This is a genomic window from Amphritea pacifica (genome assembly GCF_016924145.1).
In the GTDB taxonomy this organism is placed as follows: domain Bacteria; phylum Pseudomonadota; class Gammaproteobacteria; order Pseudomonadales; family Balneatricaceae; genus Amphritea; species Amphritea pacifica.
On sequence record NZ_JAFFZO010000086.1, the window covers coordinates 1 to 845 of the forward strand.

Below are 845 nucleotides of genomic sequence, written 5' to 3' on the forward strand. Positions count from 1 at the left end.
ATCGCTGCACCACTGTGCAACATGCTCTTCAGATCACAATTCAGATACTCGTCAGGATTGAGTTCTGGAGAATAGGCTGGCAAGAAAAATACTTCCAAATAGCGCTTAACTATTCGGCTCGCCAACCATCGTTTGACCTTCTTGGCATGGTGTACTCGTAGATTATCAAGAATCAGGAATACTTTGCCGGGTGTCGATTCGATTAATGCCCGTAAGAATTTAATCAGCACTTTTGCAGTCATCGTCGACTCATACAGCATAAAACGGACTTCCCCTTGGTTTGCGATAGCGGAGATCATATTTAACGATACACGCTTGGCTGGAATAGGTTGCACTGGCGTTTTGCCTTTGGGGGCATAACATCTTCCGTGCTGTGTCGTGTTTTTTATACCGGTCTCATCACCCCAGAAGATCTTTGCATTCTCTTGCTTTGCACGTGCTTTGATCTGTGGATACTCATCTTTCAACCAGGCTTCAACCTTCACTGGGTTCTGTTCCCACGCCTTTTTGACAGGCTTTTGAGGTGTAAACCCCCAGCGTTTAAGGTAATCACCCATGGTGCGCACTGGAATATCTATCCCCCATAACTGATTAATCAGTTGTGCGACTGAGCGCCGCGTCCAGAGCGCAAAACCAAGCTTGAATTGGTCTGGCATATTATCGCGGATAGCCTCTATAACTCTTTGTTCCTGAGCACAGGTGAGTCTACGAGGCTTATCTTTTGGCCCTCGTTTCCCTACGATTAAGGCTTTTTTGCCTCCCTCTTGATAGCGTTTATACCAGCGACCAACAGTATCAGGATGGACATTGAGCAAGGCTCCTATCTCTTGAAAGGTTTTGCCCTT

At 46.4% G+C, this 845-nt stretch carries 1 protein-coding gene; it reads right to left on the minus strand.

The features are described from left to right. A partial coding sequence (locus JW499_RS21505; RefSeq protein WP_205212501.1) for an IS630 family transposase occupies positions 1–845 on the minus strand: 845 nt, incomplete at both ends.